At 59.5% G+C, this 22,760-nt stretch carries 15 protein-coding genes and 10 pseudogenes; 5 read left to right on the top strand and 20 right to left on the bottom strand.

Going from position 1 to position 22,760, the window contains the following annotated elements; genetic code table 11:
- Positions 1–15: 15 nt before the first annotated feature.
- Positions 16–210 carry a hypothetical protein gene (locus NKJ04_RS14420; protein WP_352675889.1) on the bottom strand — a complete coding sequence of 65 codons (195 nt, stop codon included), beginning with the start codon at positions 208–210 and terminating at the stop codon, positions 16–18.
- Here NKJ04_RS14420 and NKJ04_RS14415 point away from each other — a divergent pair.
- Positions 125–860, top strand: a pseudogene (locus tag NKJ04_RS14415) (ISL3 family transposase); the annotation flags it as partial. The gene NKJ04_RS14420 and the pseudogene NKJ04_RS14415 overlap by 86 nt on opposite strands.
- Before the next feature lie 5 nt (positions 861–865).
- Here NKJ04_RS14415 and istA read toward each other — a convergent pair.
- From istA to NKJ04_RS14365, 11 genes and pseudogenes are all read right to left on the bottom strand, one after another.
- Positions 866–1,702: pseudogene (gene istA, locus NKJ04_RS14410) on the bottom strand (IS21 family transposase); the annotation flags it as partial.
- 609 nt (positions 1,703–2,311) lie between these two features.
- The gene (locus NKJ04_RS33690; protein WP_502897926.1) at positions 2,312–2,500 is read right to left on the bottom strand and encodes a transposase; all 189 of its coding nucleotides are present in this window, start codon (positions 2,498–2,500) and stop codon (positions 2,312–2,314) included.
- A 481-nt stretch (positions 2,501–2,981) separates the two neighbouring features.
- A pseudogene (locus NKJ04_RS33685) lies at positions 2,982–3,123 on the bottom strand (IS1380 family transposase); the annotation flags it as partial.
- 563 nt (positions 3,124–3,686) lie between these two features.
- Positions 3,687–5,102 carry a CapA family protein gene (locus NKJ04_RS14400; protein ID WP_352675802.1) on the bottom strand — a complete coding sequence of 472 codons (1,416 nt, stop codon included), beginning with the start codon at positions 5,100–5,102 and terminating at the stop codon, positions 3,687–3,689.
- A gap of 51 nt (positions 5,103–5,153) precedes the next feature.
- Entirely contained in the window at positions 5,154–6,206 is a 1,053-nt protein-coding gene (locus NKJ04_RS14395) for an ABC transporter ATP-binding protein (RefSeq protein ID WP_352675800.1), read from the bottom strand.
- Positions 6,203–7,204, bottom strand: a complete 1,002-nt coding sequence (locus NKJ04_RS14390) for an ABC transporter ATP-binding protein (RefSeq protein WP_502897925.1) — start codon at positions 7,202–7,204, stop codon at positions 6,203–6,205. Before NKJ04_RS14390 ends, NKJ04_RS14395 begins: the two co-directional genes overlap by 4 nt.
- 8 nt (positions 7,205–7,212) lie before the next feature.
- Positions 7,213–8,094 carry an ABC transporter permease gene (locus NKJ04_RS14385; protein ID WP_352675794.1) on the bottom strand — a complete coding sequence of 294 codons (882 nt, stop codon included), beginning with the start codon at positions 8,092–8,094 and terminating at the stop codon, positions 7,213–7,215.
- Position 8,095: 1 nt separating this feature from the next.
- Positions 8,096–9,037 (bottom strand): ABC transporter permease, encoded by a 942-nt coding sequence (locus NKJ04_RS14380; protein WP_352675791.1) that lies wholly within the window; start codon positions 9,035–9,037, stop codon positions 8,096–8,098.
- Entirely contained in the window at positions 9,037–10,626 is a 1,590-nt protein-coding gene (locus tag NKJ04_RS14375; RefSeq protein WP_352675788.1) for an ABC transporter substrate-binding protein, read from the bottom strand. The genes NKJ04_RS14380 and NKJ04_RS14375 overlap by 1 nt, the downstream gene beginning before the upstream one ends.
- Before the next feature lie 589 nt (positions 10,627–11,215).
- Positions 11,216–12,703, bottom strand: coding sequence for a M81 family metallopeptidase (locus NKJ04_RS14370; RefSeq protein ID WP_352675785.1), 1,488 nt, complete (start codon positions 12,701–12,703; stop codon positions 11,216–11,218).
- Between the two features lie 455 nt (positions 12,704–13,158).
- Positions 13,159–15,195, bottom strand: coding sequence for a CocE/NonD family hydrolase (locus NKJ04_RS14365; protein WP_352675782.1), 2,037 nt, complete (start codon positions 15,193–15,195; stop codon positions 13,159–13,161).
- A gap of 228 nt (positions 15,196–15,423) precedes the next feature.
- Here NKJ04_RS14365 and NKJ04_RS14360 point away from each other — a divergent pair.
- Positions 15,424–15,592: pseudogene (locus NKJ04_RS14360) on the top strand (isocitrate lyase); the annotation flags it as partial.
- Positions 15,593–15,695: 103 nt separating this feature from the next.
- Here NKJ04_RS14360 and NKJ04_RS14355 read toward each other — a convergent pair.
- A pseudogene (locus NKJ04_RS14355) lies at positions 15,696–15,836 on the bottom strand (porin); the annotation flags it as partial.
- 104 nt (positions 15,837–15,940) lie between these two features.
- Between NKJ04_RS14355 and NKJ04_RS14350 the strand changes: the two are divergent.
- Positions 15,941–17,336, top strand: a pseudogene (locus NKJ04_RS14350) (IS1380 family transposase).
- 264 nt (positions 17,337–17,600) lie between these two features.
- Positions 17,601–18,935: pseudogene (locus NKJ04_RS14345) on the top strand (IS1380 family transposase); the annotation flags it as partial.
- Between the two features lie 306 nt (positions 18,936–19,241).
- On the opposite strand, the pseudogene NKJ04_RS14340 reads toward NKJ04_RS14345, so the two are convergent.
- From NKJ04_RS14340 to NKJ04_RS14325, 4 genes and pseudogenes are all read right to left on the bottom strand, one after another.
- Positions 19,242–19,364 (bottom strand): annotated as a pseudogene (locus tag NKJ04_RS14340) (ABC transporter permease); the annotation flags it as partial.
- Positions 19,357–19,944, bottom strand: a pseudogene (locus NKJ04_RS14335) (ABC transporter substrate-binding protein); the annotation flags it as partial. The pseudogenes NKJ04_RS14335 and NKJ04_RS14340, both read right to left, overlap by 8 nt.
- A 2-nt stretch (positions 19,945–19,946) precedes the next feature.
- Positions 19,947–20,278: pseudogene (locus NKJ04_RS14330) on the bottom strand (hypothetical protein); the annotation flags it as partial.
- A 77-nt stretch (positions 20,279–20,355) separates the two neighbouring features.
- Positions 20,356–20,643, bottom strand: coding sequence for a hypothetical protein (locus tag NKJ04_RS14325; protein ID WP_352675779.1), 288 nt, complete (start codon positions 20,641–20,643; stop codon positions 20,356–20,358).
- A 31-nt stretch (positions 20,644–20,674) separates the two neighbouring features.
- Here NKJ04_RS14325 and NKJ04_RS14320 point away from each other — a divergent pair, with 31 nt between their 5' ends.
- Positions 20,675–20,878: a hypothetical protein gene (locus NKJ04_RS14320; RefSeq protein WP_352675777.1), complete on the top strand. Its 204-nt coding sequence runs from the start codon at positions 20,675–20,677 to the stop codon at positions 20,876–20,878.
- A 31-nt stretch (positions 20,879–20,909) separates the two neighbouring features.
- Here the strand turns inward: NKJ04_RS14320 and NKJ04_RS14315 are convergent, their stop codons facing one another.
- From NKJ04_RS14315 to NKJ04_RS14305, 3 genes are all read right to left on the bottom strand, one after another.
- Complete coding sequence (locus NKJ04_RS14315) at positions 20,910–21,152, bottom strand: transposase (RefSeq protein ID WP_352675774.1); 243 nt, start codon at positions 21,150–21,152, stop codon at positions 20,910–20,912.
- Between the two features lie 130 nt (positions 21,153–21,282).
- Positions 21,283–21,474 (bottom strand): hypothetical protein, encoded by a 192-nt coding sequence (locus tag NKJ04_RS14310; protein ID WP_352675772.1) that lies wholly within the window; start codon positions 21,472–21,474, stop codon positions 21,283–21,285.
- A gap of 210 nt (positions 21,475–21,684) precedes the next feature.
- Positions 21,685–22,680, bottom strand: a complete 996-nt coding sequence (locus NKJ04_RS14305; RefSeq protein WP_352675770.1) for a D-alanine--D-alanine ligase family protein — start codon at positions 22,678–22,680, stop codon at positions 21,685–21,687.
- Between the last annotated feature and the right edge of the window lie 80 nt (positions 22,681–22,760).

Below are 22,760 nucleotides of genomic sequence, written 5' to 3'. Positions count from 1 at the left end.
TGAGCGCTTCGCTTGTCAAACGGCCTCCAAAACTGACCCCCGATCGGCGTCCAATTTTGGGTCTGACTCAATTTGATGATTTTGCATGGCGGCGTGGTGCTGTTTTCTGAGGGGAATCAGCACCATGGTGAGAAATTTGCGTTTGTCGTCCTTGATTCCGGCGGGATTGGTCGTCGAGGCCATCGCTGAGAACGAAGGAGTGATCGTCATTACTGCGCGGTCAGGGACGCCGGCGCGGCCTTGCCCTCTTTGCCGCAGAGTGTCGAGCCGGGTCCACAGCCGCTATGTTCGACGCGTGTCCGATCTTCCCTGTAGTGGGACGAAGGTAGAGCTCCGCCTCGTCGCGCGGCGCTTCGTCTGCGATGCAACATTGTGCCGACGACGAATCTTCGCCGAGCGCTTTGACGACAGTGTTGTCACCGAGCGATCGCGCCGGACCTCGCGATTGGAGTGTATCGTTCATCATCTTGGACTGGCGCTCGGCGGCCGGCCGGCGGCTAGTTTTGCAAAGCGGCTGACGGTTCCGGTCAGCAATGACACATTGCTGCGGGTGGTGCGGCGACGGGCCTGTTTACTTACGAACAGACCCTACCAAGATTGTCGGCATTGATGACTGGGCCTATCGCCGTAACCATCGCTACGGCACGATCGTCTGCGATCTGAAGCGACGGCGGATCGTGACGTTGTTGCCCGATCGTGAAGTTGCCACCGTCGAGGCTTGGCTTGCCGGTCACCCTGAGATCGAAACCGTCTCGCGCGACCGCGGCGGCGGTTACGGCGAAGCCACCGCCAAGGCATTGCCGCATGCGGTTCAGGTCGCCGACCGCTGGCATCTCATGGAGAATGCGAGCGCGGCTTTCCCATCATTCCTGAGCCGTGCCAGAATCCAACGCTCGACGATCAGCACCGCGCCCTCGACCTTGCCCTTGTCGCGCGGCTTCCGGCTTCGGGTCGGCAGGATGGTGGTATGGTAATGCTCGGCCATGGCTGCAAAGGTCGCGTTCAGCGTCGGCTCGAACCACAGCGCCTTGACGACACCGGCCTTCAGGTTGTCGCATACGATCGCTCTGGTGACACCGCCGAAGAAGGCGAGCGCTCGCACCTGGCCCTCGATCCAGTCCGGCAGCTTTTGGCTGGAGCTGGCAAAGGCGAAGGTCAGATTGGAGGCACCCAGCACCGCGACAAAAATCTGCGCCGGGTAAATGGCGCCGGTCGCCGGATCCATCACCGGCACCGTCTGCCCGGCATAGTCCGTCTGCATCACCGCGCCCGCCGCATGCCGGTTGCGGAATGTGGCGCTCGTCCGGCGCTCGAAAGCGGCGAAGTGCTCGCAGAACCAAGTGTAGCCGTAGCCGTCCGGATGGGCGGCGCGATACGCCTGCCACAACAGCGTCAGCGTCACCCCCTTGCGCTTCAACTCCCTGGCGATCAGCGCAAAGTCCGGTTCGCTCAGGTCTTGCGGCGGACGACCGGCACGGCCAAACAGCAGCCGCTCAAGCGTCGCCTCGTCGTGGCCGGGCGGCAGCGGCCAGCATGCCAGCCCGGCCTCCCGCGCCCGCAGCAAATAGGTCGATACCGTCGTCTTGCTGATCTTCAGCCGTTCTGACACCTCACGCACCGAAAGACCCTGCTCATGGGTCAGGCGCAAGATCGCTTGGATATCCCTCACACTCGTTCGTCTCGCTTGCTTCCGTCTCGGCATGGCCCCTCTCAACGTCATCGTGAGAGGCCAAACTGCCAGAACGGCGCAGCCGAGAACCGACCGTTAAATCCGCTCCCGAGAACTGTCCGGGATTTAGCGGAAACGCTGTCCGCGAATTACCGAAATCACTGTCGGGATTTAGCGAAAAGGGTGTCCGGGAATTACCCAAATACGCAATCTGGGTGTACGGCGCCAACGATGACGACGGGATCTTGGCCTTCACCGATGAAGGCATCGAGGAGGTCAAACTCCTCCTCGAAGAATATCATCGCGTCTCTCCATCGAAAGCTTGACCCCAGCACCGCGGTGCTCAAGGCCGCCGGATACGCACGTCTGCGGTCTTCACCGGATGGGTACGAATCATTGGAATACGCACACAGTTCGCCGCGTTCCCCAAAAGCGTTGCTCCGGCCTGAACGCTATTCGCAAGATTTCATGCTGTGGCGCCTGCATTTCGATCCAAGAACTCACCGGTCTTGAGCATCGAATGCGTTATCCGCCAGTTTGCCCGCACCACAGCCCCCGGCTCGTTTGAAGCCAACCCTCTCCCGGCCCTACGTGCGCAGGCTGCTGTCGATCGAGCTGCGTGTCAGGATGACCGCCGCAGCCTCATAGAGAAGTCCCCCGTAAACGTCGATCGCCGCGTCGGGATATATGGCCGTCATAATCGACTTCTCCCGATTGGTAGCGGCGAGTTGTCAGGCCGATCCAAGCGGCAGCAGAGCGGGACTTCTTGGAGTGCCCGGAGACAGTGGCGAAAGAGGTTGCGGTGATGGCGCCGATGCCGGGGATAGACATGAGTATGCGGCATGCTTGGCTTTGACGTGCATCTGCGACAAGCTGGCGCCCAAGCTCGGCGGCACGGATGCGAATGCTGCGCCAGGCTTCCAACATCGGTAGCACGACAGGAGCAAGCTCCGTCTGATCGATAAGAGGCTCCGGAGATTCTTTTCGAATGACCTCCCTTACAGGCGGGAACGAGCAAGCCCAACGTTTTCATGATCCCTCGGATCTGGTTGGATAGCTCGACGGCGATCCAGACCAGCCGGGTGCATGCTGCCGCGAGCGTGCGGGTCAACATACTGTCGAAGCTTTTCACGCGCACCTCGCCAAAGAACCCTGCTTCAGCAAGACGCGCCAAACCATCGGCGTCATTCGCATCCTTTCGCCGCCATATCGAGAGCGGCTTTGGCATAGCCCTCATCGATGCAGATGGCTGGCAATCCCTCGGCGCGCAGCGCATGATAGAACCACACCGACGCGGGCCCGTTTCGAACACGACGCGCTTTGCGGCCGGCGCCCGGTTGCGGACTGCGGCGGTGTGCAAAACGAGGCGGACCGGGTGGCGAGCGGCAGCTGGTGCGGTCGGAGGCGAGCTGGCTCGTGTGCATCTTGATCAGGTTCTCGGCCTGGCCGCGGGCGTAGACGGGCTAACTGCCAGACCCGGAGCGATCGGCTGTGCGGCGCGAAGGCGATTGGTGCTCCGGCTATCATCCCATTGAGGACCGGATCGTGAGCCATCTTGAGACTTTGCGATCCCAATGCTGCATCAGCTGGCCGTGATGCCCAGCAGCTTTGGAATTCCATTGAAACCGAACGTATTCCACCGCGTACAGCTGATTGCTCTGGCGCATATCGTAACCAACACTTCTTCGAAATGCCACTTCCCTGGCGAGTTGACCAGCCTAGGTGGATCGGACACAGGCTTAAACGTCACACCGAATGCCGCGATCCTTATGTGCTAGTTGCCGAATGAAGCTCGCCTTACCTTCACGCCGGTCTCTACGTCGTTTCGGTTGCACATCGACGGCGCGAAGTCCAGTCAATCCTGGCAAGAGATCGAACTCCGATTCATCCAGCCTTTCAAGCGCACACTTAGACCTTCCGGATCTCGCTGTCCTTCGCGACGGGACTAAGCCTCTTCTCCCTGCGGACAAAAGAGCTGCCGCCTTTAAGATGTTGAAGGCCTGATATGCGCTTCCGACTAGCTTCTCCGGGGCAAGCATGGCTGCAGGCGGATCGTTCCGACGCAGTTGTCGATCTCGATTGCCGTGCCGAATGGCTTAGAAAGTTCCTGAATTCTCCTGAGGATTGACTGTCCTTGCGGCGACGGTGCAAGGCGTGGCACACCGCGGTTGGCAAATCTGGCGGTCCGACGGAGCTCAATTGGATAGAGCCGGATCTCGGCCAGCTGGTTTCCCTCGAAACGGCTCACGCTGACGACGCCTTCGTAGAACTCTGCGTCGCGAAGCGGAATAAATCCCTCTGCTGACGGATATCCCACCGCCATTTCGTGAGCGCTTACCTCAGCATCGGTGTCAATTCGAGGATCCTTTTCGTGCGCGTCGAACATGTCGGCACCGACTGGGGACCTTAAGTCCTGATTGAAGAAATTACCGAGGGCATAGAAAATTGGTCGCCCCTTGTAGATTTCGATACCTCTGACGTGATGGGGCCCATGGTTAATATATACATCCGCTCCAGCGTCGATCAGTTTGCGCGCAAATGCTTGTTCGAAGTCAGCCGGTTCTCGGCTGAACTCCCCCGGCTCGTGTCCGTGGTTCGTGGCTATGCAGAAGTCGCTGAACTGCTTGCCCTGGCGCACGTTGCGCAAAATGTCATCGACATCCCTCGCATTTGGTTCAAAGCTGAAACCGGGTTTTTCCCCTGCTTTGAATACTATCTCCCCAAATGGCCACGGAATGACCACACGCGAAGCGTCGTTGGGAGGGGGCGCATACCAGGGAAGCGCCTCTCGCACCTGCCTTAGGTTTGGAAGCATTTCAGGCGAGACGACGATGCTTTTCGCCAAACGAAGTGGATTAAGCCCTGGTCTGCCCGGAGCCTCGCCCGCAGGATCGCAAGCACGAGCCATAGGTTCGAACGTAGCCGCAAAGGAGACTAGCGCCACTCTACCACGTGGGGTTTCAAGGAACCGGGCGGCACCGGCCTGAGCCAGATTGTCGCCAGCTCCTGCATGGACAATCCCGCTCTTATTTAGCGCGCGGCTGGTTTCGCGCATGCCTTCTACACCCCAGTCGAGTGTATGGTTATTCGCACGGCTGACCATATTGAAGCCCATTTCGCGCAGATCGGGTCCCACTTCCGGAACACTGATCAAATAAGCTCCGCCATACTCAGCTTGAGGGCACCCCTTCGACTCAACCTCTAAGATGTTAGTCTCCAGATTTCCAAACACGACGTCCTTCCCATCGAAAATGTTCAAGACTTCGTCCAAGCCCGGATAATAGCCGTTTTTTACAGGGCGTCCGTAAAGAAGATCGCCGACAGCTGCCATTGTGAAGCCATCAGCAACGTTCGTTGCAATTGATCCGACCTCATCGAACGCATCGTCCTGAATAGGATCACGGATGCCATTTTCGCGTGGATCTTTTTCCATAAACTTCTCACCATTGGATGCCGATCAGCGCCCGTTCTGCGTCCGGCCTCTTTATTTCGAGAACGAAGCACGTGTCTCTATGATCGGAGTGCCTCGATCTCTGGCAATTACATTTGACTGTTTCCAAGCATCTGCAGCCGGAGCGCGCACATGACATGCCAAGACGCGCCCGTCCTCCATCGGCACCAAAGGCGGCACTTCGATGCGGCACCGCTCCACCGCGAGTGGGCAACGCGGATGAAACGCGCACCCGCTCGGCGGGTTGATGGGGCTTGGCACCTCGCCTTCGACGGGCGCCTCCAGACGAACCCGTGTCGGATCCGGCACCGGAGCTGCCGCGATCAGCGCCTCGGTGTAGGGATGGACCGGTTTCGCGAAGAGCGCCTCGCTGGGGGCGAGCTCGACGATGCGCCCCAGGTACATAACGGCAACGCGATGCGCGATATGCTCCACGACGCCAAGGTCATGCGAGATGAAGACGAAGGCGATGCCCATCTGCTGCTGCAGATCCAGAAGCAGATTCAAGATCTGCGCCTGCACGGAGACGTCAAGGGCTGACACTGCTTCGTCGGCGATGATGAGAGAGGGGTTGAGCGACAGGGCACGTGCGATGCCGAGCCGCTGCCGCTGACCGCCCGACAGCTCGGACGGGAGCCTTTGCATCATCTCAGGTGACATTCCGACTTTTCGGAGAAGGTCCGCGGCAAGTGCCTGGCGTTGCTTGCGGCTGAGGCGCTCGAAATTCTCCACGGGTTCGGTGATGATCTGTCCGGCGGTAAGCCGAGGATTGAGGGATGAGTAAGGATCCTGAAACACCATCTGCATCCGACGGCGCCAGGCGTGAAGCGCGTCCTTTTTGAGGCCCGCAATATTGGTCCCGTCGATCAGCACGCGGCCAGCCGTCGGCTCGACGAGCCGCATCAAGAGCCGCGCCACGGTGGACTTGCCGCAGCCGGATTCACCGACGATGCAAAGTGTCTCGCCCGCCTCGACCGAAAAGGATACATCCTGCACCGCTCGGATCACCGGGATGGTCTTCTTCAGGAATCCGGCGCCAAGCGGATAATGCTTGGTCAGGTTCTCGACTTTCAGCAAAGGATTCATGCGCCCATCACCTCTTCCGCGCGCCAACAAGCTGCGGCGTGGCCCGCGCTAACATCACGTAGGATGGGTATCTTCTCGCGGCAAATATCAATTGCGAACGGGCAGCGAGGCGCGAAGCTGCACCCAACAATCGGCTCGCGCAAGCTTGGCACGATGCCGGGGATTTCTGGAAGGCGGCGCTGGCGGCCGCGCCGAGGATCCGGCACCGATCGCATCAGGCCTTGAGTGTAGGGATGCGCGGGAGCCGCGAAGAGATCCGTCACCGAGGCCTGCTCGACAATCCGGCCGGCATACATGACGATCACGCGTTGGCATGTCTCGGCTACAACGCCCAGGTCATGCGTGATGAACATGACGGCCGTTCCCGTGCGCTCCTTCAGGTCAACGATGAGCCGCAGGATCTGCGCCTGGATGGTGACGTCGAGCGCAGTCGTCGGCTCATCGGCAATCAACAGTTCCGGCGAGCAAGCAAGAGCCATGGCGATCATGGCGCGCTGACGCATCCCGCCGGACATTTCATGCGGATAGTTGTTGACGCGACGCTCGGGGTCCGCGATGCGGACGAGACGGAGCATTTCCTCGGCCTTTGCCATCGCAACGGACCGCGAGGCCTTGGTGTGGATCTGAACCGCTTCGGCGATCTGATGGCCGACGGTGTACACCGGATTTAAGCTCGTCATTGGCTCCTGGAAGATCATGGCGATCTGGTCACCGCGGATCTTTCGCATCTCCCGATCTGACAGCTCAAGGATATCGCGTCCGTGATAGCGGATCTCGCCACCGACAGTCCTGGCGGTCAGCTTCGGCAGCAGACGCAGAATGGAAAGCGCGGTGACGCTCTTGCCGCATCCCGACTCCCCGACCACGCCGAGCGTTTCACCTTTCTTCACTTGGAAGCTGATGCCGCCTAAGGCGCGGGTGACGCTTTCCTCGCCATAAAAGTGTGTCTCAAGATCGCGAACGTCGAGAAGCACATCATCCTTTGCAGATTCTCTCATCAGCATGCTCAGCGTCTCCCTTTTGAGCGGGGATCGAACATATCGCGCAAACCATCTCCGAGCAGGTTGACGGCAAGGACCGTGACGGCAAGGCAGGTACCGGGGGCAAAGATCGTCAATGGGGCGATGGCGAGATATAGCCGTGAACTGGCGATCATATTGCCCCAACTCGGAATCTCGGGCGGCACGCCTACGCCGAGGAAGCTCAGCCCCGCCTCCGTCAGGATCGCGCTGGCGCAGACTGTGGCGCTTTGGACCATCAGCGCCGGAACTGTGCTCGGCAGGATATGTCGCCACAGCACCTTCGGCAGGCGCGCACCGCCGCAGACCGCAGCCTCCACGTAGGGACGCTCGCGAACACCGAGAACCACCGAACGAACCAGTCGCGCGACGGCGGGCGTCTCTGGGATCGCGATGGCGACAATGAGGATGCCGATCCCGGGCCCTGTCAGAGAGATGAGAGCAATCGCCAGCAGAATCGTCGGTATCGACATCAGGGCATCCATGACCCGCATGACGACGTTGTCGAAGCTTCGGTTGTAGCCGGAGGTGACACCGATCAGAAGCCCGGCAAGAGCCGCGCATGCCGCCGAGAGCAATCCGACCATGAGGGAGATGCGTGCGCCGAAGATCGTTCGGGCAAACACATCGCGGCCCAGACTGTCGCTCCCGAACCACATCTCGGCTGATGGTGGCTGGAGACGCTTGAACGGATCCATGTTCACCGGATCTCCGGCGTAAAGCGGTGCAACGAGCGCCAGAATAATCAGAAGTGCAAGGAGACCACCACCTACCAAGGCCAGCGGGTGTCGCCTTGCCAGACGGGGAAGTTCGGATAACTGCAGCCGCCTCATCGGGACGGCGTCTATTGGTGCGGAAAGGAGGGCCATTTCAATACCGGATGCGTGGATCGATCAGCGTATAGGCAAGATCGACCGTGAGATTGATAAGCACGTACAGACCCGAAGTGAGGATCAGCACGCTCTGAATGATTGGATAGTCGCGGTTGCTGATTGCATCCACGACCAGGCGACCTATACCGGGTATGTTGAACACTGTTTCAGTAAGGACGACGCCACCAATCAGATAGGCGAAGCTTATGCCGATGACAGTCAGGATTGGGACGCCGGCATTCTTCAAGGCATGGTGGAAAAGCATGGCATAGGACGAAGCGCCTTTGGCAGCGGCCGTGCGCATATAGTCTTCCGATAGCACCTCGAGCATGCTCGCACGCGTGATCCGGGCGATAAATGCAATGTAGCCGAGACCTAGCGCCACTGTGGGCAGGACTAGGTGCACAAACCACGGCCCGAGGCCCCCATCGATCGGCACATATCCCTGAACCGGTAGCCAGTGTGTCTTGATAGCAAAAAAGTATATGAGAAAATAGCCGATGACAAAAACCGGGACGGAATAACTGAGTGCCGAAAAAGCCGCGAGGAGGCGATCGACGAACCCGTTGGCTCGCCAGGCGGCAAAGATACCGAATAAGACTCCGACAGATATAGATAGGAGCATCGTCAGGATCGATAGCGAAAGCGTCGGCTCAAGGCGTTGCGAGATCAGCTCGAGCACTGGTCTCCCAGCAAAGATGGAAGTGCCAAAATCACCATTGAGCATGTCGCGGATCCAATGGATGAACTGGACCGCAAGCGAATCGTTGAGCCCCAGCTGTTCACGGATGCCGGCGATCATCTCTTCTGTAGCCGACCTGCCAGCCATCACGGCCGCAGGGTCGCCGGGTGCTAACCTGAGAAGCAGAAAGACGAAAATCCCCACCATCGCCATGACAGCGACGGTGGAGACCATTCTACGTAGGATGTAGACAGCCATTAAGCATTAGCCTTATGCATGTTCCACATAATGATAACATCGGGCATGCCAATTAGTCCGGTGAGCGTTCTTCGGCGCACAATTGGGGCTGCATATTGGCCCAACAAAACCTCAGGCACATAGTCCCAAGCGATTGCCTGCATCTTGCGGGCGAGAACTTTGCGCTCCTCAATTGTTGCAACTTCGGCCCATTTGGCTCTCAGTGCTTCGTATTCGTCACTCTTCGGCCACCCGTACCAAGCTTTGTCGCCGTTCAACGCGAGATCTGGTGTCGCATGCGCCTCGCCACGCGAGAAGTCGGACTCACTTGTTATGAAGATGCTCCAGCCCCCCTCCTCAATCCGTCTTTTATTTGAACGGCGCGCCGCAAGCCCGTTCCAGTCGCTTGGGGCAAGCTGGGCATTGATCCCAATCTTGCGCAAAGCATCTGCGAGAATTTGCGATGTGTTGCTTCCATCCGGCCAATCTGTTGGCTGCAGGATAACGACTGGCTCACCCGCATATCCCGCCTCCTCGAAAAGTTGCCTGGCCTTTTCGGGGTTGCCCCCCTTTCTAAACCAGCCGGTGTTTTTGTCGTTTGATACGGGATTGCCACTCCCAAAAAATGACGTGACGGTATTCGTATATTTGGGATCAGAGGAAAGAACCTGTAAAAATGCTTCTTGATCGACTAGGTGAAGCAATGCTTGGCGCGCCTTTACATTGTCGAATGGCTTCTGTAGGCAATTGATCCTCAGGAAAAAGTCTTGTCCATATAGCGCCTGGAGCTCAAGGTTTGGATCGCCAACAATCGTTGGGAACAGATCCGCAGGCGGGGTCTCATAATAATCAATCTCGCCTGCCTGCAGGGCTGCGATAGCTGTTTGTGGATCGCCAATATTCTCCCAGATTACCCGGTCGACCTTGACGATTTTCCCACCAGCTAGCCCATCAGACGGCTCCTGGCGCGGCACATATCTATCATTGCGGTTGTAAGTGAAACTCGCGCCCGGCTGGGCGAGCTCGTGATCGAACCTGAACGGTCCCGATCCGATGTTAGCCGATACCGCCTCTGTCGCCGACCTACCTGCATCTTTCTCGCGCATTACGTAAAGCCATTTTGCGAGAAGATCGGGAAGGAGCCCTAACGGCTCTTTCAGCGCGATAGTGAAAGTTTTTTCATCCCTTTTCGATATATCCCGGACCCGCGTCATCATAAATTGGCCAGCCGGGTTGACTTGGGCCCAACGCCTAATAGAGGCCACACAATCTGCCGCCGTGACGGGAGTGCCATCGTGCCAGCCCAGGCCATCGCGCAGCTCAAAAGTGTAAGTCTTCTTGTCATCGGAGAGGCCCCAATTTCCCACCATTTGCGGCCTGGATATAAACTTAGAATCAAACGCAAATAGCGTGTCATAGATCGCCATGGCATGATCATAAACTCCGCCGGCGGTCGAAGTGATTGGATCGAAAACACTCGGGATGGCCTTCGCCATTCGTACCGTCCGAGCGCTGTCCGCTGCAGTCTGCGCACGCAGGACGGAAGGCAGCGACAAAGCCGCTCCGGCGGCGATACTCGCTTTGAAGAGATTGCGTCGAGAAATAGTCATTGTTCAGTTCCCCTTCAAACGTGTGATGCGAAACGGCGACTGCACTCGTTAAGCCATTTAGGCCCTCTCTTTTCCATCTAGCGGTGATGTACCTTAAATTAGCACCCGCGCGTAGCAGATCTACGCCAAAATGGTTCCGCTGTTGAAACGCAGACTTCAGAAAGGGCCTGCGGCATGGAATGTTTTAATGCCTTTGGGTGAAGTCGGCACACACGGTACCAGAACAGGAGCCATGTGCGCTCGAATGCACATTAGTCCACCCCCCTATTCAACATCCGCATGAAATGCGCTCATGTCATGTCAATACGGATCGATATAGGCAAAATTGCTCTCTGGGCTGAGAATTTCGCGTTCTGAATGTCATCATTATAGAATATGCCATGAATAGAGTTGCAAAGCGACAGTCCACCTATAAAGCGTTGGCCCATGTTCTCTTGAGCCGCAATTGCAGATAACACCGATACTGCGACGTAGTCTCTTTTCTGCCCGCGCCAAATGGCAGTCTGCTGCACACCCTCGCGTACTTGCAGAAACTACCAGTACATACGTCTTGCAGACGATGCTAGCGAGCTCAACTCTCACGCGCCTGTCATAGTTTGATGTCGTCAAATGGCCAAATCGGACGACGGACGTTACAGAAGCGTGTTGGTTCCAGTCGCAACATACCCCCGCCATCGACCATGATCACACCGCGCGCGATCGGCCCGAATTCCGCACGGAAATGATGGGACGACTTAATTGCGATGGTCGCGCAATGTAGAGGGTCGATTCCGAGAGATGTAAGTTGCGCCATGTCGACGCATTGTCCGTTTCGCGAAATTACCGCGACTTCGATGCCGCCTATGCGCAGAAGCAGGCTCGGCCCAAAGTTGTTCCACGCGCCTCCGCCGATGTAGGAAGGCCCATGGCAGCGAAATTGGCCATTAGTTATCGAGACGATATGCGCATCGACCTCGAGTGGCCCCCCGCCCATCTCAGGGGCCAGCTTGCCACCGAGGGTAATCCGTCCACTGTTCCCAACGCCGATGGCGATGCCGGTCTGAACCGCCGCTGGATCAAAAATAGCATGGAACGCTGCATTTTGGAGGTCGGCCGCGATCATTGCACGCAGCAGGTCGGTTGTGTCGCCGTATGCGCCCCCGCCAGGGTTATCGCTGTTGTCAGCAAGTACCAAAGGTTTTTCCGCACGAAACTCGCCGGCCTTGGCACGTTCTACAGCTTGCGTAATGTTGGCCTCTGCCCAAGGAGCGGAAATGAAGTCTCGCGTTTCCCACGCATAATCCATGAATTCCTCGGCGATATGCTGTCCGGCAGCTGTGTCACCGTCGGTGGTAACCGTAACACTTGGCCCCACATCGTAAATGTCGCTCAGTTCAAATCCTGAGCACACGCTAACGACAAGCGCTTTTCCCGAAGTCTCCAGCGCCTCACTGCGATCGATCAATTCGCACATGGGGCCCACTTGAGTTCGCCCGCCGTCAAGGCCGGATAGCATCGGGCGCTTGGCAATCACAGTCTTGGGATGAATCTCATCGCGAAGGGCACGATCGAGGAGTTCTGCCCCCTGCCACGCGCGTTCATAATAGTCTATGTGAGGATATGTGCGGACAGCAATCAAGGCCGAGGCGTTTGCCGCCATCTTTTCTGTGACGTTGGCGTGCAGATCTAGAGTAACAACTATTGGTGCGTCTGGCCCCATCAAAGTTCGCAGCCGCGCGAGTAGCTCGCCTTCAGCGTCCTCGCAACCCTCGGCGACCATTGCACCGTGCAGCTCAAAGAGCGCTCCATCGCAATGTTTGGCACCCGCGAGGAACCATTCGCAAAGCTGCTCAAAAGCTTGCGCTGTGACCTTGCCCCCCGGGTTCGCTCTAGCCACAAGTGGATGGGAAAGCGTCCAGCCGAATTTCTCCGCCGCCTCAAAAGTCGCGCCCAACATCGTGCGCGTACCACGTTTGGCAGACGGAATTTCGTCGCCTAACAACAATTCCGAGGCCCGGAAATGTTCAAGTGTGGTCGGATTTTTGTTAAAGGTGTTTGTCTCTTGGCTGACGTGGCCGGTTAAAACGCGGTAGCTCATGGGAACCTCCTCGACGCCAGTTGCTGCCGTATTGGCTTTTCTGGATAAGACAAGAATATGACTTCTGTCTTCCTTCTCCTAACCTATTATGCTTGGTTAGGCGCAATAAGTCTCGGATCGAGACTTAGCATTATCAACTCGCCACTCCAACATTTGGCAAAAGCGCGTAAATCCATCGCGACCATACATCTTGGCTGAGTTGCCATAAACTCGCGAAATAGCTGCCCGTCAGCCGCCGCTACATAGCGTTGAGACGCATTCTTCGGGACACCAACGCCGCGAATTGTAGCGTCTTCGCGGCAGCTTACCTCTCTTTTGCGTGTGCTACCGCCACAATCTAGCATTGCCGCATTGCCGCTCATAACGTTGACATTCACCGCATGAGGCAATCGCACATGAGGGAGGATCCGATCATCTCATTTGCAACCACCAGCATGATCGACACGACCGTGGCCTTACGTGTGGTCCCTCGGCACCTTCTTTGTGATCGATCTGGCGAATACCCGCTCGCCATTTTCGTAGGCGTCGAGGTCAGCATGGATGCGATAGTGATCTCTTGCAATCGTCATAGTGCAATGAGCTTTGTGGAGAATTGTCCAGTCTCCTCTACTCCTCTCATATCTGGAGGTTATCTCGCCAGCGGCACTCGTGGGATCGTCGGGATGAACAGACCATGCTTCGCGGCGCCACGAGCCCGTTAAGAGATCGATTTCCTCGATCCGCTCACGGCCCCCATCGGCGATGATCTCAAGCTCCCACCGGCCGGTGCCGGCATCGAAGTGCGCCGTCTGGCGCATGGAGCCCGCTTCCAGCGTGGTCGCAGGACCTGGGGGGGCGGCCTCCGGCTGACCGAACTCCACGCTGCTGTCATCGAGACGAGGTTGGCGCAACGGCAGTGCGATGCTACTGGTGCCCGGTATAAGCGTCAGAGTGAAAGGCTCCGGCGCCGGCCAGACGATTGGGAAATAGTTGGTCGAGATGGCAACCCGAAGGCGATGGCCGGGTAGCACGCTGTAGGCGGTGTCGTTGAGCTTGAAAGTGACGGTGTAGAGGCGGCCGGACTCCAAGGCGACCGGGTTCTCCTGGTCGTGGAGGTGGCAAAGGTTCTTGACGCCCCAGGAGATACGCGTCACGGCCCCGTCCGGGTGAATGTCATTGAGACGTACCACTGCCTGGGCGACCGGCCGATCGACGGAGAACATCAGCGTTGCGACCGGCGCGCCGAGGAACTCCAGCCTCTCGGCCAACGGCTCGCCATCGAAGCAGAGAGAGCCCGCATCCTCAACCCTCTGGTCGGTAGCGAGATCGGTGCCGGTGTCGTGACGACACCATTCGCCCGCGGCGAATCCAATTTGCAGCGGCGAACGGATCGACATGGGACGACTGCCTCGTTCCTGTTGCTTGTCCAGTACACCGCGATCGTTGAGAGAAAAGGTCTCCATCTGGATGCCGCCGTCAGAGACTGGCCAGATCTTTTCGGCGATCCACCGCCCAGGCCAGTTTTCGACCCTGGCGGCAGGTCGCTCGGAATCCATCATGTAGGCCCGCAGCATCGGCTCGGTCATGATTCCGGTTTCCCTATCCTTCAGCCAGTGGTCCCACCAGCGCAAGAATTCCTGCAGTATCCCGACCATTGGGCCTGGACCGCCGTCCTCGAACCCATAAAAATGCGACCACGCCCCGATGAGTCCGAGGCGCGGCACTTTCAGGCCCGCCAGCAATCTTGGTATCGCGTTCTGGTAGCCGTCGTTCCAGCCGCCGATGGCGAAGACCGGGCACTGAATAGCACCGTAGTCTCCACACACCGAACCGTGCTTCCAATAGGCGTCGCGGCGCTGATGAGAAAGCCACGTTTCCAACAGCATGGGCGTCGCCTCGAGCCGCTTCATCCACATCTCGCGCCAGCCGTCGCCGACCACCTCGGGATCGGGCGGCGGCGGACTCACGCGACCGAACAAAGTCGAAGCCCAAGAGAAGTTGTCGCCCAGCACGCAGCCGCCCATATAGTGGATATCGTCGTTGTAGCGGTCGTCGGTCGAACATGAAGTGATGATCGCCTTGAGCGCGGGCGGCCTGAGGGCAGCAACCTGCAGGCTGTTGAAGCCACCCCATGAGATTCCCATCATCCCGACCCGGCCGGTGCACCAGGGCTGGGCGGCGATCCAAGAGATGACCTCCACCGCATCGTTCTGCTCTTGCGGCAAGTATTCGTCAGCGAGCAATCCGTCGCTGTCGCCCGCTCCCCGAAGGTCGACGCGGATCGTTGCGTAACCGTGACCAGCAAAATAGGCGTGCATGGGCTCGTCCCACAGCCGAGTGTAGTCGCGCCGGCGATAGGGCACGTATTCGAGGATCGCCGGCACGGGCGATGTCTCTACACCGACCGGAAGCCAGATACGTGCGGCGAGCCGAGCTCCGTCAGCAAGCGGGATCCAGACTGTTTCGAGGACCTCCACCTGGTGTTCGAAGTTGGTACGAATTCTGAGCGCCATTTTTTGTAGATTCCTCCTCATTAGCCAGCGCAGACGGCGCGGTTGACCCGTGCTCTTTTGAGCCTATAGGCGCCACGGGCGAAGGACTCGTCTGTCGTTTCGACAAACGCCCGCTCGGGCGGCGGCATGTTTGGAAACGGTAGCAGCCGGGAGAGGAGAGTTTGCGCCAAAATGCGTCGACTGCTGAAATTCGGGCTGCATAAAGCGGCATGATATGAAATGCATCCGTTCCAGCGTGAGCTAGGAGCCAGGGGTACAAGTTTCACTTCGTTACGTTGGCTGATTTCCATGCGCTGAACCTGTTAATGTTCAAGCGCGTCCAGGTTGAAAGGAACGGCCAACTCGCAGCACTTGAGGCTACACCGCCATTCGTCACCAGCGCGAGGTCGGAACCGGATGTCGGGTCTAAGTACTGATAAGTGGTTTTCCATGAGCCCAGAAGGAATCTACTGAGCCAGCGCAGTTTCATAGACAAGCGCGGCCACTTCGGCGGCCGCCCTGGCGCCGTATACGTCGCAGATCTTGACGTATTCAGCCGGTTCCGGCTCGGCGACCGTCACCGCGTCGGCGGCGCGAGCACCGGAACTGCGACCAGGGCCGCAGACGCATCCTCGACGGCGGTGGACGAAGCCTCCTGGCATTTAGCATCTAGCCCGGATATCTCACACAGTTGAAGTGCATCGGGGCTCCGAATCAAAGAAATGCTTCTGCGACAAAGACTTACCTTGAGCAGAGGTATTCCCCGATGCAAACAGAGTGTATACCGGAACGATTTGATTTTGCACCTGTTGAAAGGCGGCGCCGTTGTGGCCGCCGTTGTGGCCGGTTTTGACGGTGGAACGATCACCTCCGATGCCGGCGCGCTTCTGCTGGGGCTGACGGACCGGGCGATCGGGCTGGTCGGCCGCTTTGCCCGCTGCTTCGTGGATGTCCGCCGGCCGGCATTGATCGAGCATGAGGTGAAGACGCTGGTCGGTCAGCGCATCTTCGCGCTCGCGCTTGGCTATGAAGATCTGAACGACCATGACGAGTTGCGCCATGATCCGGTGCTGGCGGTGCTGGCCGGCAAGCTCAAGGCGCGCCGTCACAAGAAATGCGCGGCCGTTGCCGGCAAGTCGACGCTCAACCGGCTGGAGCTGAGCCGGTCGCAGCCTTCGCGCTATCACAAGATCAGCCACGATCCGGTGGCGATCGAGGCGCTGTTCGTCGATTTGTTCATGGGTGCGCACGCCGCCCCGCCCGAAGAGATCGTGCTGGATCTGGATGCCACGGACGATCCCCTGCACGGCAACCAGGAGGAGCGGTTCTTCCACGGCTACTACGGCAACTACTGCTACCTGCCGCTCTACATCTTCTGCGGCGATCACGTTTTGTGCGCCAAGCTGCGGCCCGCCAACATCGACGCGGCCGCCGGCGCGGTTCAGGAGATCGAGCGCATCGTGTGCCAGCTGCGTCAGCGTTGGCCCAAGGTCCGCATCGTGCTGCGCGCCGATTCCGGCTTCGCCCGCGAGGAGCTGATGGCCTGGTGCGAAACCAACGCCGTCGACTACCTGTTCGGTCTGGCCCGCAATGTTCGGCTGGTCCGCCACATCGCGGCTGAACTGGAGGCGGCCAAGGCAGAAAGTGCCCTCACCAGCCGGCCCGCCCGCCGCTTCAAGGATTTCCTGTGGACCACGCGCAAGAGCTGGAGCGGCCGGCGCCGGGTCGTGGCCAAGGCCGAGTGGACGCAAGGCGAGGCCAACCCGCGATTTGTCGTCACCTCGCTCGAGGCTGAGGCTTGGCCGGCGCAATGCCTCTACGAGGACCTCTACTGCGCCCGCGGCGAGATGGAGAACCGCATCAAGGAATGCCAGCTCGACCTGTTTGCCGACCGCACCTCTGCCGCCACCCTGCGCGCCAACCAGCTCAGACTCTGGTTCGCCTCGATGGCCTATGTGCTGATCTGCGCGTTGCGCCGCATCGGCCTGGTGGACACACGGCTCGCCAGGGCAAGCTGCGCCACCATCCGTCTCAAGCTGTTCAAGATCGGCGCCCTGGTCAGCGTCTCGGTGCGCCGCATCAAGCTGGCCATGAACTCCGCCTGTCCCTTCCAGCGCGAATGGGCCCTGACCTATGCCCGGCTCTTGGCAGCCGCCGCCTGAGCGGCCCCATCCACCCATCCCGTCAACAGCAAGGAAACAGCGCCGAACCACACCAACCCGCTCCAAGCGGCCGACATCCCTTGCCCGCAGCTCAAGCGCCTGCAAAATCGCTGCCGCCAGCCTCGCGCCGAAAGACTGTGTGAGATATCCGGGCTAGCCTGAAAAATTCACGGCGGGTTGGCGAGTGTGGTGCAAACCGTTGGAATGACGTAGGATTTGGTTGCTAAGGCCGATCCGACTCATTGCCCGGAGACCACACCCGCCATGAATGATCTTACGCTGCCGCTGAGCGGTTTGTCATCTGTCGGCGGCAAGTCCGTCGTCGCCCGTTTCGACGGCGGCATGCTGTCGTCCAACAGCGGCGTTCTGGCTCTGGCCGAGGTGGAGAAGCGGCTGCGTGTGGCCGACCGTCTGGCGCGCTGCATTGATGATCCGCGCTGCCCGGACCAGGTCGTCCACAGCCTGGCCGATATGATCGGCTTCCGCATGAAGATGATTGCCGCCGGTTATGAGGATGGCAATGATGCCAACCGGCTGCGCTCCGATCCGATCTTCAAGATGGCCCAGGATGCGCTGCCTTCGGGTCGGGATCTGGCCTCCCAGTCGACGCTGTGCCGGCTGGAGAACCTGCCCGGCGTGCGGGAACTGGTCGCTATGGGCCGTGCGATGGTCGACCTTTATTGCGCTTCCTTCCGCCAGGTTCCGAAGCGGATCGTGCTCGACATTGACGACACCTTTGACGCCGTGCATGGCGGCCAGCAATTGCGGCTGTTCAATGCCCATTACGACGAATACGGCTTCCAGCCGATCGTGGTGTTCGATGGCGCGGGACGGTTCGTCAGCGCGATCCTGCGACCGGCCAAGCGGCCGAGTGGGGCAGAAGTCCGCCCCCACCTGCGCCGCCTGGTGCGGGCGATCCGGAGCAATTGGCCGACTACCCGGATCCTGATCCGGGCCGACAGCCACTACTGCAGTCCGCAGATCATCGACTGGTGCCGCGCCAACGATATCGATTTCATTTTCGGCCTGGCGCCCACCACCACATTGCGCAAGCATGTCATGGAGCTGGAAGCCAGCACGACGGCGCGCTTCGAAGCGTCGGCGAAGACGGGCAACGTCCGCAGGTTCAAGGAGTTCGTTGACGGCGCCGCCAGCTGGAGCCGCGTCGAGCGCATCATTGCGCGGGTCGAGGTCGGCGCCCAAGGCGCCGATACCCGCTTCATCGTCACCAACCTTGCCGGTGGCAAGGCCAAGGCGCTCTACGAGGATCTCTACTGTCGGCGCGGAGCGGCCGAGAACCACATCAAGTCCTGGAAGACGCATCTCGCCGCCGACCGCACCTCCTGCACAAGAGCGACGGCCAACCAGTTCCGGTTGTTCCTGCATGCTGGCGCCTACTGGCTCATGTGGGGTCTGCGCGCCGCGATGCCGAAACGCTCGAGCTTTGCAGTCGCGCAGTTCGACACCCTGCGTTTGCGCCTCCTCAGAATTGCTGCACGGGTGGTCGAGATGAAGACCCAAATCCGCCTGCACCTGCCGACATCCTGTCCCGACCAGGCCATCTTGCGCATCGTCCTCGACCGCATTCCGCGGCTCGTGACTAGCCGACGGGGCGCAACGCGCCCCGAAACGAACCCGCCGACCGCAACCCGCAAACCCCGCCTTCCATCACGACGGATCACCGCCGGCGCCCCAACCAGCTTGTCAAAAAGAACCGAAACGGCGACCAGATCACCGCCTCAGGCCGCCAAACGTTCAGCGCCGTGCATAAACCCGGCTAGGCGTCGCGCTGCGTCGGCCGCGAATCTGTGGACAAATTCAAAAGCCAGAGCAGTTAATTCGTCAGCAGGAGAAAGTAAATGAGAGACAGCAGTTTGTTCATCTGCAATGCAAGACAAGGTACTACCTGCCGGCGATCATGGCCGCCGGATCGCCCGGCGCCAGCCTGAGAAGCAGGAAGACGAAGATCCCAACCATCGCCATGACGGCGATCGTCGAAACAATTCTGCGAAGGATGTAATCAACCATCTTGCTCAGGCTTCCGCATGATCCACATCGGGACGATCTGCGGCATGCCGATCAGGCCGGTCAGGGTCTTCCGGCGCGCGATCGGCACGATGTATTTTCCCAACCTCACATCGCCGACGAAGTCCCACCAGATTGCTTGCATCTTGCGGGCCAGGGCCTTGCGCTCTTCGAGCGTTTCGATATTTGCCCATTTGGCCCGCAGCGCTTCATATTCGTCATTCTTCGGCCAGCCGTACCAAGCCTGGTCGCCACTCGCGGGTAGGAGGGGGTCTGTGAGCGGATTGCCGAGCGCATAATCAGATTCGGTCGTGATGAAGACGTTCCAGCCGCCGTCCTCGATGGGGCCTTTGTTTTCCCGACGCGTGGAGAGTGCACCCCAGTCCATCGACGCGAGTTCGGCATTGACCCCAATCTTCTGCAGCGCCGAAGCCAATAGTTGCGAGGCGCTGTCTCCCTCGTGCCAGTCCGTTGGATCGAGAATGACGACCTTCCCGCCGGCGTATCCGGCCTCCTTGAAGAGCTGCTTGGCCTTTTCCGGGTCACCACCCTTCTTGTACCATTCAGTGTTTTCGTCGTTCGAACACTTAGGGCGCGTGCGTGCCGATCCGTCTTATTCGGCATCGTCTTCATCGCTGCTTTGGCGTGTCGGGTTTCAATGCAGATGGCCGGCCATCCTTCAGCGCGGATACCATATAAAGCCAGGCCGCCAGCGAGCAGGCTTCCAGTCCGATGCGTTCCAGCGGCAGATCGACTTTCCGAAGGGCATGAAGAAGCGCCTGTGGTTCACTCGCCGCCCGCCCTTCCTTCACAATCCGGCCGCTCTCATCGACGACGCAGATGGCGGTCTCTGCCAAAGATACATCCAGTCCGGTGGCTGCTCCTTCATGATGTTTGTGGCGATCTACATCGACCACGTTCTCACATCCCGACAGGAGCAGCCGCCCTCATTTCAGCTCGGGGCCCACCCCAATCACCCCATCTGTTGAAGAAGTCAGGCTCTTTCGCACACGAAGCCCGAATCGTCGGCGTTGTGGATGTAGAAGTGGCCGACGAGGCGGCCTGCAGTGCCAAAGACAACCCAGCCGCGGCCACAGGCTGGGTCGTTCTCATCAAGCCCCTCCCACGAGAACTCCGCGCAGGCTGAGGTATCGCGGGTGCCATATCGGACATCGAGGAAGCCCTTGAGTGCGCCGAAGGCGATCTCGCCATCCGCCGAACCCTTGAATGTCAGATGCGCTTCCTCAACGAGATCGAGGAAGTCGTTATCCCAAACATCCATCTCGACGATGCGCCAGCGTCCGGCAAAGGCCTTGGCGAAGCCAGGGAACCTTGGCCATCAGCTGCGCGCCAGCGCCACCTTGGCCTTCTTCATCCCGGCCCGCCGGGCGATCCGCATCGCTCAGCTTTTCAGCTCCGTGCATCCCTTGAGCGGCTTCACCAGCATGATGTGGGCGGGCCTCATAGAGCGCCGTGCGCACTGCAGCATCCCGATCTTGCTGATGCGGCCGCTATAGTCCGTCTCGCCGGATTGATACCTCTTCGGCGTCAGGCCGAAATGCGCGCCCGCCCGCTTCGACGAGCGAAAGCGCCGGGGTCGTCGATCGCAGCGGCATAAGTGAGCGCCACGATCGGACCGACTCCCGGCGTCGACATCAACCGCCTGGCCCTGGCGTCAAGGCGCACCAGCGCGCGAACCTTTTTCTCGAGAGCCTGGAACTCGCGCAGTAGCACGGCGTGCACAGAAAGCAGCACCGTGGCCACCGTCTTCAGGTTCGGATGGCCAGCCACCAGGTCACGGATGTGGCAAGCAAAGTCGCGCGTTGTTGTCTTGCCGACCTGAGCCCGAAGCCGCGCAAAATGCCACGCACACTGTTTTCTCTACATCCCCTCAGCTTCGATTGAATGAGCTTGCGCGCCGTCAATGTTGCGTCTCCAGCAGCTCGACCGACAGTCCCGCCTGCCGCATCGCCGCAAAGAGCCATTGCGACAGCGGCCCGGCTTCCAGCCCGACCCGCGCCAGAGAAAGGCCGAGCGAGGCAAAAAGGCAATCAATGCCTCCGGCTCGCTCGCCACCCTGGTTCGCGAACGATCTTGCCGCTTGCATCGACAACGCACACGCTCGAGTATTCCAATGACACGTCGATCCCTGCATAATGCTCCATGGTCGTCTCTCCTTGATGCTTGGAGCGGGCCTGCCCGACTCCGTTAACACCATCAGTGTGAGGGACGACCACCTCATCGCCAAGCAAGCCGCGAGCGGAGCGCGCCACTCAAGCGCCGTAGCGAAGTGAGCGGCCCGCTTGGCGGCACGTTACCCCATCTAGCGAATACCGATCCCGAAATACCGCGTGTGAGCGACATCGAGGATGCGATTGATCAAGCTCGAAGAGCTGTATCCGGCGGTGGTGGCGGCTGAGGCATAAGCACTGGTCACACCGAGTCCCGGCATGGTGTTGATCTCCAGAACAAACGGCTGCCCGCAACGGTCGATCCGGAAGTCGACGCGGGCGTAATCCCGGCACTGGCAGGCGCCGAAAGTCGCAACCGAAATATCCCGCAGCATCGTCGCAAGTTTACTTCCGATCTGAGCGGGGCAAATCTTTGGCGGCGCCGCGAGCGCCATGTGCTTCGCTTCCCAAGTCACAAGACGCGTTTCGCGGTCGCCGAAGTCCTGCTCCACAAGAGGCAACACCTCGAGCTCTCGGTTTCCCAGCAGCGCGACCCAAATTTCTCGCCCCTCGATGTACTCTTCCACAAGCGCATCCTGCGCAAATTGCATGACGATCACTTCTACGGCCTGCCTCAACTGAGCGGCATCATGTACGAGCTGCACTCCGCAGCTGTCCGATTCGTGACGCGGCTTCACCACCATTGGGAATCGCAGGTCCCCAGTACTCTCGGTGCCGCGACGCATCACGCGAAAATTCGGCGTCGGCACGCCGCGATCGCGGATGAGCCTTTTGGTGACAATCTTGTCGAGCGCCACCCCATGCCCGAGCGGGCTCGATCCGGTATATGGGATGCCCGCCATCTCAAGCATGGCCGGAACGTGGGTGAGACGGCACTCGCCCTGAATTCCGTATGCCATATTGAAAACGAATCCCGAGGGGTTGCCTTGGGACCCGGGTGGCATGAACCGCTCGAGCGTAGCGAGCATCCTTTTATCGCCTTCGCACAGCAGCGTCTCGTGGCCGCCCAATTGCAGTGCCGCCGCGACACTTTCGATGGTCTCGCGGCCGTATACCTCCGGACAGGGCTGACCGAACCGGTTGATCACGCCCGTATCGTCATCGTTCCACACGACAGCTATTCGCATGAGATACTCCCTGGGGCCATTCGAATTTATTGATCGAAGACGAAGCTCGTCTGGGCGCCGCGTGTGCCCCGCCGGTGCGA

This window comes from Mesorhizobium sp. M0618 (assembly GCF_040320765.1).
Classification (GTDB): domain Bacteria; phylum Pseudomonadota; class Alphaproteobacteria; order Rhizobiales; family Rhizobiaceae; genus Mesorhizobium.
This window is presented reverse-complemented; position numbering and strand designations above follow the sequence as displayed.

What these genes read in the sequence shown, in the direction of transcription:
- NKJ04_RS14420 (WP_352675889.1), bottom strand. Translation starts at nt 210, where the DNA reads ATGACGATCACTCCTTCGTTCTCAGCGATGGCCTCGACGACCAATCCC.
- NKJ04_RS33690 (WP_502897926.1), bottom strand. Translation starts at nt 2,500, where the DNA reads ATGTCTATCCCCGGCATCGGCGCCATCACCGCAACCTCTTTCGCCACT.
- NKJ04_RS14400 (WP_352675802.1), bottom strand. Translation starts at nt 5,102, where the DNA reads ATGGAAAAAGATCCACGCGAAAATGGCATCCGTGATCCTATTCAGGAC.
- NKJ04_RS14395 (WP_352675800.1), bottom strand. Translation starts at nt 6,206, where the DNA reads ATGAATCCTTTGCTGAAAGTCGAGAACCTGACCAAGCATTATCCGCTT.
- NKJ04_RS14390 (WP_502897925.1), bottom strand. Translation starts at nt 7,204, where the DNA reads ATGAGAGAATCTGCAAAGGATGATGTGCTTCTCGACGTTCGCGATCTT.
- NKJ04_RS14385 (WP_352675794.1), bottom strand. Translation starts at nt 8,094, where the DNA reads ATGGCCCTCCTTTCCGCACCAATAGACGCCGTCCCGATGAGGCGGCTG.
- NKJ04_RS14380 (WP_352675791.1), bottom strand. Translation starts at nt 9,037, where the DNA reads ATGGCTGTCTACATCCTACGTAGAATGGTCTCCACCGTCGCTGTCATG.
- NKJ04_RS14375 (WP_352675788.1), bottom strand. Translation starts at nt 10,626, where the DNA reads ATGACTATTTCTCGACGCAATCTCTTCAAAGCGAGTATCGCCGCCGGA.
- NKJ04_RS14370 (WP_352675785.1), bottom strand. Translation starts at nt 12,703, where the DNA reads ATGAGCTACCGCGTTTTAACCGGCCACGTCAGCCAAGAGACAAACACC.
- NKJ04_RS14365 (WP_352675782.1), bottom strand. Translation starts at nt 15,195, where the DNA reads ATGGCGCTCAGAATTCGTACCAACTTCGAACACCAGGTGGAGGTCCTC.
- NKJ04_RS14325 (WP_352675779.1), bottom strand. Translation starts at nt 20,643, where the DNA reads ATGGATGTTTGGGATAACGACTTCCTCGATCTCGTTGAGGAAGCGCAT.
- NKJ04_RS14305 (WP_352675770.1), bottom strand. Translation starts at nt 22,680, where the DNA reads ATGCGAATAGCTGTCGTGTGGAACGATGACGATACGGGCGTGATCAAC.